A 7,957-nucleotide genomic window follows, 5' to 3' on the forward strand; every position below is an offset into this window, starting at 1 on the left:
AGTCACGACCACTCGGGGAGAAAGTGATGACCCACCATGAGCTGAGACGAGGAGGCAGTCATGGCGGAAAACGTTCGCGTCGGCTGTCGACGCTTGCCATGTTCGCCGCCCTGGCGCTCGGCAGCCTGGCCTTGGCCGGCTGTGGCAACGGGGAGGAGGAGATGGCGCCGATGGAAGAGCCAGTCGGGGAGGAGTCCTCCGCCATGGGACAGGACCCGAGCATGGACAGCCAGGACCCTGGCATGGAGCAGAGCCAGGCCATGGATCAGGACCCCGCCCTTGATCAAGGGGATGCTTCTGGGGAGTCGGATTATTCCATGGAGTCCTCGTCCGAAAGCCTGGAGGAAGGCGACGACCAGAGCGGTTTCTGACCATTTTTTCACCGGTGAGCGTTCGACCCCCAACAGTCACCGGTCACCTGATGCCCGACTACCCTCGATCTTTGAAAAGAGGTGCAAGATGCTGACCAAGGACTATCTCAGAAAGCTCGGTATCCTCGGTGTTTCTTTCGGCCTGATCGCCAGCCCGCTGGCCTTTGGCGACATGCACGAGGAGCCCGCCGATCCCGCCGCCCAGGGCACCGGCTCCGCGGCCGACCCTGGGACCCAGCCGGCAGATCCGACGGCCGGTGAGCCGAACACTCAGGGTGACCCGACCCAGAATCCCGGTTTCGGTGAAGGCACCGAGGCGATGCCCGGTGCCAAGGACCCGGCCGCCAGCGACGAGGAGACCTACGAGTACGAGAACGCCGAAGAGAAAGCGCCCTGGGATGAAGAGGGCGGCGATAGTGAAGATGAGGAGCAGGGCTGGTAAGCCCTCCGCGCCACCCTACGGAGCGGGGCGGCGCCAGAGTGATGGACGGTTCTCCCGGTCCATGCCACTCCCAGGCCGGTATATCGCGTTCCCCTCTGGCCGGACCGGCATGTGACCCCTGGCCTCCGCTGCGGCGGGGGTCCTTTTTGATTGACTATTCCTCCTCGAGACGACGATAGAGGGTGCGCCGGGCGATCCCCAGGACCTCGGCGGTACGCCGCTTGTTGCCGCCCGTGGCCGCCAGCACCTTGTGAATATAGCGCTTCTCCACCTCTTCCAGGCTCGGCCAGTCGGCCCGGGTGGCCGTGCTCGCCAGCGTCCCCTCGGCCCGGATCTCGCGGTTGGTGCGGCGGCGGGCCTCGCCTTGGTCGCGGATACGCTGAGGCAGATCGGCATGGCAGAGCTGGCCCGCCTCGGCCAGGGTCACCGCCCGCATGATGGCGTTCTCCAACTCGCGCACATTGCCCGGATAGGCGTAGCCGAGCAGGGCCTCCAGGGCGACAGGCTCGATCCGCTGGATGCGCTTGTCCTGTTCTCCAGCATGCTTGTCGATCAGAGCCGGGATCAGCCGTTCGATGTCGCCCTCCCGCTCGCGCAGCGGCGGGATGCGCAGCGAGAATGTCTCGAGACGATAGAAGAGGTCGCTGCGGAAGTGGCCATCCTCGATCTCCTGCTCCAGCTGGCGATGGGTGGCGGCGATAATGCGCACGTCCACCGCTTCCTCGCGTTCGGCGCCCACCGGTCTCACGCTCTTCTCCTGCAGGGCCCTGAGCAGCTTGGCCTGCAGGGCGGTAGGCATCTCGCCGATCTCGTCGAGGAAGAGGCTGCCGCCCCCCGCAGCCTGGAAGAGTCCCTGGCGGGACTCGTCGGCACCGGTGAAGGCGCCCTTCACATGGCCGAAGAACTCGCTCTCCATCAGCTCGGCTGGGATGCTGGCGCAGTTCACGGCGACGAAGGGCCCATCGCGACGCGGGCTCTCGGCATGCACGGCCCGCGCCATCAGCTCCTTGCCGGTGCCGCTTTCGCCGAGCAGCAGCATGGGCGCATCGCTGTCGGCCAGCCGGACGGCGTCGTGGAACAGCGACTGCATGGCCTCGCTCTCGCCAACGATGCCGTGGAAGCTGTTCGCCTCTCCATCGTAGGCCAGGCGCGAAGCCAGGCGGCGGCTCTCCAGCACCCGGTAGACCGCCTCGCGCAGCCCCTCCAGGTCCAGCGGCTTGGTCAGGAAGTCGTCGGCGCCCTGCTTGAGTGCCTCCACGGCCTGGTCGATGGTGCCGAAGGCGGTGATCACGATGAAGCCCACCGTGCTCCCCTCGCGGCGCAGCCGCTCGAGCAGCTGCATGCCGTCGATGCCCGGCAGGCGCACGTCGCTGATCACCAGGGCCACCTCGCTGTGGCTAAGCGTGGCCAGGGCCTGCTCGGCACTGGTCGCGGCGAGGCTCGCGTAGCCGGCGTCGGCCAGCTCCTCCTCGAGCAGCTCCAGAATGGCCGGGTCGTCCTCGACGATCAGCAGGGGCAGGGCAGGCATGTCGCGTTGCGTGGCCGGCATGTCGTGTCCGTTCATGGGGTGGTGTCCTCGAGTGGCAGGACGATCTCGACGCCGGCGCCACCCAGGGCGCTGTCGAAGGCGCCGATGGAGCCGCCGTGGTCGTTGATGATGCGATGGGCCATGGAGAGCCCCAGGCCGCTGCCCTGGCCCACGGGCTTGGTGGTGAAGAAGGGATCGAAGACCCGCGTCCGGTCGGCCTCGGGGATGCCATGGCCGTCGTCCTCGATGGTCAGGCAGAGGCTGTCGTCCCGATGGCGGGCCGCGAGCCGGATGTGCCGGACGTCGTCGGCCTGGCTGGCATTGCGCAGCAGGTTGGTGAGGACCTGGACCAGCTGCTGTCCATTGGCCAGCAGCAGCACCGGTGGGTCCGGCAGCACCGGTTCGAGGCGGATATCGCGTGCCTCGAGGTCGGCCTCGACCAGTTGACGGGCGTCCTGGACGAGGTCGTCCAGGGCCAGCCACTCCTTCTCCACGTTGTGCTGGCGCCCCAGGTCCATCAGCTGGCGCACGATGGTGACGATGCGCTCTACCTCGCCACGGATGCGGTCCAGGCGGCGCCGTTCATCCTCGCCGATGCCATCCTGACGCGCGAGGCGCTGGGCCTGGCCCTCGATCACGGTCAGTGGCGTGCCGACCTCGTGGGCCACTCCGGCGGCCAGGACACCGAGCTCGGCCAGCTTGCGCGACTTGCGCAGGCGCTGCTCCAGCTCGATCTCACGGTGCTGTCGGGCCTCGATATCGGCATCCTTCTCGGCCAGGGCGTCGAGCATGTGGTTGAGGGCCAGGCCGAGCCGACGGAACTCATCGAGGCCCTGGGTTGCCGCCCGCTGGCGGCGCTCGCCCCGGGCGACTCGCTCCATCACCTTGAGCAGCCGGCTCAGCGGCCGCTCGATATGGCGCCGGAACATCCACCAGATGCCCAGTACGATGCCTGCGGCACCGAGGCCGAAGGCGACCAGGGCGACCCGGCTGAGAAAGCCAGTGTAGGTCTCGATACCGCTAGTCAGGCGATTGACCTGCAGCACGCCGAGGGTCTTGCCGTCGGGGGAACTCAGCGGCATCAGTGTCGAGAAGTAGGTCCAGCCTTCCTCGTCGTGATAGTCGCTGCGCATCTCCCCGGCCTCGACCACGGACTGCCGCTCGGCGTCATCGTAGAGCGCCTCGCCGAGCCCCAGGCCATGAATCTCGTTGCCCTCGAGGTCGAAGACATAGGCGCCGTAGATGCGGTTGTAGGAGAAGGCAGACTGCAGGGTCTCCTGCAGCGACTCCGCTGTTTCGCGGGTCAGGGCGTAGCCCAGGGAGGTGCCGATGGCCCGGCTGATGGTCTCGACCTCGGTCTCCAGCTTGGAGCGCACGTTGTCCTCCAGCGACTTGATGGCCACCAGGCTGAAGACCATCAGCACCAGGAAGAGCGGCACGATGACCGTGACGATGATCAGGTTGCGCAGTCGCATGGGCGATCCCTGTGCTCGTCATGGCCGCGTCCGTTGCGGCCCTCGTCGTGGCTAGTCGGCGGGCGTCAGGCGATAGAGGCCGCCGTCGTCGTGGTCGCTGAGCAGGTAGAGGGCGCCGTCGCTCCCCAGGTGCACGTCGCGGATGCGGCCGATTTCCCCCTCGAGGATCACCTCCTGATCGATCACCTCATCGCCGTCCAGGGCGAGACGAACCAGTTTCTCGCTGGCCAGGCCGCCGGCCAGCAGGTCGTGTTCCCACTCGGGAAAGGTGTCGCCGGTTACCTGGGTCAGGCCCGAGGGAGCGAAGCGTCCCTCGAAGACATGCACGGGGTCGCGCATGCCGGGGGCGCTGTCGAGACCGATGGGCAGGTTGGTGGCGTAGTCGTTGCCGCGGCTCACCTGTGGCCAGCCGTAGTTGACCCCGGCCTCGAGCCGGTTGAGCTCGTCGCCGGTGCGCGGTCCGTGCTCGGTGGACCAGGCGGTGCCGTCGGCACTCACCACCAGCCCCTGGGGGTTACGGTTGCCGTAGGTGAAGAGCTCGGGCAGGGCGTCCGCGTCGTCGATGAAGGGGTTGTCGTCGGGAACCTCGCCGTCCTCGGTGAGACGCAGGACGCTGCCGGCATGGTCGCCGGGGTCCTGGGCGCGCTCGGGGCTGCCGCGTTCGCCGATGGTCATCAGCAGGGTGCCGTCATCGCGCCAGGCCAGCCGCGAGCCGTAGTGGCGGCCCGGCCGGGAGAAGCGGTCCTGGACGAAGAGTTGCTCCACATCCACCAGCCTGTCGTCCTCGATCCGTGCCCGGCTGAGGGTAGTGGCGCTGCCGCCGTTGCCGCCCTGGCTCCAGGTGAAGTAGACCCAATCGCTGCCCTGCGTGTAGTCCGGGTGCAGAGCGATATCGAGCAGACCACCCTGGCCGCGAGTGGAAACATCGGGTACACCCGACAGGCGAGTGACCTCGCCATCCTCGTTGATCCTTGCCAGGCGACCGGGGCGCTCGGTGACCAGCCACTGGCCGTCGGGCAGCTCGGCGGCCGACCAGGGATGCTCCAGGCCCGACGCCACGCGCTCCAGGCGCAGCTCAAGGTGGTCGGTGGCGATGCGCTCCTCGGTCACCTCGGCGGCTAACCCCGGGCCGGTAACCAGCGCTCCACCCAGCAGCAGGGCGGTCAAAACTACGTGACGTGGTGTGGACATGCGGCTTCCCCCCTCGATGGCTGTTCTCGCACAGGGATTCTACACAAGGACGTGACACAGGGACTCTGCCGGGCCGAGGGGGTTCCCCGCGAGGCGGGTCGGGAGGCTACATCAGGATCGCCAGCAGGATCGGCAGGTAGACCAGCGACAGCAGCGTCGAGCAGAACACCAGGCTCGCCGTGTACTCGGGCTCGCGCTTGGCGCGCTGGGCGAACAGATAGTTGAACACCGCTACCGGCATGCTCATCTGCAGCACCAGGATGGTCAGCCCCATGGGGGGTAGCACCAGCAGGGTACCGATGCCCCAGGCGACGCCGGCGGCCATCGGTATGCGCAAGAGACTGAAGCCGATGCCGGACTTCAGGCTCCGCACCTGGATGCTGGCCAACGAGACGCCCAGGGTGATCAGCATCAGCGGTACCGTGAAGCCTGAGATCAGGTCGACGCTGTTGGCGAGCCAGAGTGGCAGGTCGGTATCGGTGAGCAGCAGCGCCAGCGAGATCAGGATGGCGTAGACGGTCGGGGTCTTGACCAGGGTCTTCAGCGGATTACCTCGGCTGATGAGCATGGTGCCCAGGGTGAACTGGAAGAGTGCCACCGTGACCATGACGGTGATGCCGTACACGAAGCCGGCGCTGCCGAAGGCATAGAGCACCACCGGCAGGCCCATGTTGCCGGTGTTGGGGTACATCGTAGGTGCCAGCAACACCCGCCAGTCCTTGCCCAATAGCCGAGCCAGCAGGAAGGCCACGCCGGCCATGGCGGTCAGTACCAGCGCCGTGGCCAGCATGGTGCGCCCGAAGCTGCCGGCGTCGATTTCGGCACCGGCAAGCGAGGCGATGACCAGGGCCGGAGTGCCGATGTTGAACACCAATCGGGTAACAAACGCCACCGGGAAGTCGTGGCCGAGACGTACCCAGACGAAACCGAGCCCTGCCCCGGTGAGCACGGGTGCCATCACGGCGAAGAGTTCGGCGAGCATGGGCGAGATCCTTGCGTGGCGGTGGGAGAAGACCAGGTATTGTCGTGAATGCTGGCCCCTCGGAGCAACACCGGCATCCCGCTGGCATGAAAAGCCCGGCACATCTCAGGGCCAAGGATCGAAACCCCAGCGTCCTCAAACGTTACGCGCCGGGAGGAGCCGTAAAAAAGCCCGGTCGATGACCGGGCCTGGCGGGTGGATAGCGGCGGAGGCGTTACTCGTTGGAACGCTTGGCAGCCTCCTGGGTCCGTTCACCGACGTTCTCCAGTGCCTCGCCGATGCGGTCCAGGGCGCGTGACGCCCCCTCCTGGGTGGATTCCCATGCGCTGGCAGCGCCTTCCTTGGTGTCTTCCCAGGCCTGCTGGGCCCCTTCTCGGGCGTTTTTCCACCAGTCGTTGGTGTACTGCGGCTGCTCGGCGATCTCTTCCTCGCTCAGGTCGACATTCACCCGGTAGTCGATCTCCTCGAGGCTGTTGCCGTCCTGGGTCTCGACGGTGAACTTGCCGGATTCGATCACGAAATGCTGATCGCCCTGCAAGTCGAGCAGGTCACCGGTGTCGATGACCAGGGCACGAACCTGCATGTCGTTGTCGAGCAGAATGTCCTCGACGTCGCCGATCTGTTCGCTGCCGGAGGTGGCATAGACATCGGCACCGAGCAGTTCGCTTGTGGAATAGAGGCCCTGGGACTCGGCCATGGCAGTGCCAGCGGCCAGGCCACCGGCGAGCAGCGCCCCGAGGGAGGCCTGCTTGATAACGTGATTGAGGGGATTGCGGTAAGTCATTCGTTCACTCCTTGTGATTCGTAAAGGTCCATGTAACCGATGACGCCTGTCGACGCCTCCTTCGTTAGTGTGGCCAGCGGCTGGCAAGTTCAATGGCGGCATATTGGCAGGCTCGTTCAGCGGCGTCTCAGGCCCCACATGAAGTAGGCGCCGCCCAGCAGCGAGGCCACCAGGCCGGCGGGAATCTCCGCGGGGAACAGCAACTGGCGGCCCAGCCAGTCCGCCAGCACCATCAGCAGGGCACCGATCAGCGCGGCCCCGGCGAGATGAGCACGGGCCCGGGAGAAGCCCGCCAGTCGCGCCATATGGGGGGCCAGCAGGCCGACGAAGGAGAGCGGGCCCACCACCAGGGTGGCACAGGCGGTGAGCAGCGCGACCAGCAACAGTAGCGCCAGCCGGGCCCGTTCCACACGTACCCCCAGCGCCGTGGCCGTGGCCGCCCCCAGCGGCAGGATATCCAGCCAGCGGGCGAAGGGGCGTGCCGACAGGCCCAGCACCACGGCGAGGCCCGCGACGAGGGTCGCGCTGACGGGGTCGACGTAGTAGGTAGAGCCGGAGAGCCAGGCGATGACCTGCTGGCCGCGAGGATCGCCGCCGGCCAGCACGATGGCGCGCACGGCATCGAACAGCGCGGTGATGGCCACGCCGCTGAGCAGCAGCCGGTCGGGTACGAAGCCGCTGCGCCGGTTGAGCATCACCAGCACGGCCAGGCTGGCCAGCGCGCCCAGGGTGCCCGCGGCGATCAGGGTCAGGTTGCCGGGAGCAGGCAGCAGGAAGAGCGCCGCGATCAGGGCGATGGCGCTGCCGCCGCTGATCCCCAGCACCTCGGGGCTGGCCATGGGGTTGGCAGTGAGGCGCTGGATCAGGGTGCCGGCCACGGCTAGCATCACCCCGCTGGCCGCGGCCGCCAGCAGCCGCGGCCAGCGCCATTCCAGCACTGCGCCCTCGAGGGTCGCGATCCAGCCGCCGGCTGTCTGGCCCAGCAGCAGGGCGAGCAGGCTGGCGGCGAGCACGCCCAGGGCCAGCTTCGCCGCCAGACGCCCAGGCGCGGGATGACGCGGGGCCAGGGCCGTGGCGGCGCCGGGCGGGCGGCCGGCTTCCAGGCGCAGCCGGGGGATCAGCCACAGCAGCAGTGGCGCCCCCAGGGCGGCGGTGGTGGCCCCGGTGGGGATCAGGGTGGGCAG

General features: G+C 67.7%; 8 protein-coding genes. 2 read left to right on the plus strand and 6 right to left on the minus strand.

All coding sequences use genetic code 11. The annotated features are described in order from the left end of the window. Positions 1-26 precede the first annotated feature (26 nt). Positions 27-371 (plus strand): hypothetical protein, encoded by a 345-nt coding sequence (locus tag HALO32_RS07795; protein ID WP_151443228.1) that lies wholly within the window; start codon positions 27-29, stop codon positions 369-371. Between the two features lie 88 nt (positions 372-459). Continuing rightward, positions 460-813 (plus strand): hypothetical protein, encoded by a 354-nt coding sequence (locus tag HALO32_RS07800; protein ID WP_151443229.1) that lies wholly within the window; start codon positions 460-462, stop codon positions 811-813. A gap of 154 nt (positions 814-967) precedes the next feature. Here HALO32_RS07800 and HALO32_RS07805 read toward each other — a convergent pair whose 3' ends face one another. From HALO32_RS07805 to HALO32_RS07830, 6 genes are all read right to left on the minus strand, one after another. Continuing rightward, complete coding sequence (locus HALO32_RS07805; RefSeq protein WP_225809835.1) at positions 968-2,377, minus strand: sigma-54-dependent transcriptional regulator; 1,410 nt, start codon at positions 2,375-2,377, stop codon at positions 968-970. Beyond that, positions 2,374-3,816, minus strand: a complete 1,443-nt coding sequence (locus HALO32_RS07810) for a sensor histidine kinase (RefSeq protein WP_151443230.1) — start codon at positions 3,814-3,816, stop codon at positions 2,374-2,376. Before HALO32_RS07810 ends, HALO32_RS07805 begins: the two co-directional genes overlap by 4 nt. 51 nt (positions 3,817-3,867) lie before the next feature. Then, positions 3,868-5,007 (minus strand): PQQ-dependent sugar dehydrogenase, encoded by a 1,140-nt coding sequence (locus HALO32_RS07815; RefSeq protein ID WP_151443231.1) that lies wholly within the window; start codon positions 5,005-5,007, stop codon positions 3,868-3,870. Positions 5,008-5,113: 106 nt separating this feature from the next. After that, entirely contained in the window at positions 5,114-5,989 is an 876-nt protein-coding gene (locus HALO32_RS07820; RefSeq protein ID WP_151443232.1) for an AEC family transporter, read from the minus strand. 214 nt (positions 5,990-6,203) lie between these two features. Beyond that, complete coding sequence (locus HALO32_RS07825) at positions 6,204-6,773, minus strand: PRC-barrel domain-containing protein (protein WP_151443233.1); 570 nt, start codon at positions 6,771-6,773, stop codon at positions 6,204-6,206. Between the two features lie 116 nt (positions 6,774-6,889). Then, positions 6,890-7,957: iron ABC transporter permease (locus HALO32_RS07830; protein ID WP_151443234.1), on the minus strand; the 1,068-nt coding region annotated here is incomplete at its 5' end.

Source organism: Halomonas lysinitropha (assembly GCF_902500215.1).
GTDB lineage: Bacteria > Pseudomonadota > Gammaproteobacteria > Pseudomonadales > Halomonadaceae > Halomonas > Halomonas lysinitropha.

Coding starts and splice junctions, on each gene's coding strand:
- HALO32_RS07815 (WP_151443231.1), bottom strand. CDS start 5,007: ATGTCCACACCACGTCACGTAGTTTTGACCGCCCTGCTGCTGGGTGGA.
- HALO32_RS07810 (WP_151443230.1), bottom strand. CDS start 3,816: ATGCGACTGCGCAACCTGATCATCGTCACGGTCATCGTGCCGCTCTTC.
- HALO32_RS07805 (WP_225809835.1), bottom strand. CDS start 2,377: ATGAACGGACACGACATGCCGGCCACGCAACGCGACATGCCTGCCCTG.
- HALO32_RS07820 (WP_151443232.1), bottom strand. CDS start 5,989: ATGCTCGCCGAACTCTTCGCCGTGATGGCACCCGTGCTCACCGGGGCA.
- HALO32_RS07795 (WP_151443228.1), top strand. CDS start 27: ATGACCCACCATGAGCTGAGACGAGGAGGCAGTCATGGCGGAAAACGT.
- HALO32_RS07825 (WP_151443233.1), bottom strand. CDS start 6,773: ATGACTTACCGCAATCCCCTCAATCACGTTATCAAGCAGGCCTCCCTC.
- HALO32_RS07800 (WP_151443229.1), top strand. CDS start 460: ATGCTGACCAAGGACTATCTCAGAAAGCTCGGTATCCTCGGTGTTTCT.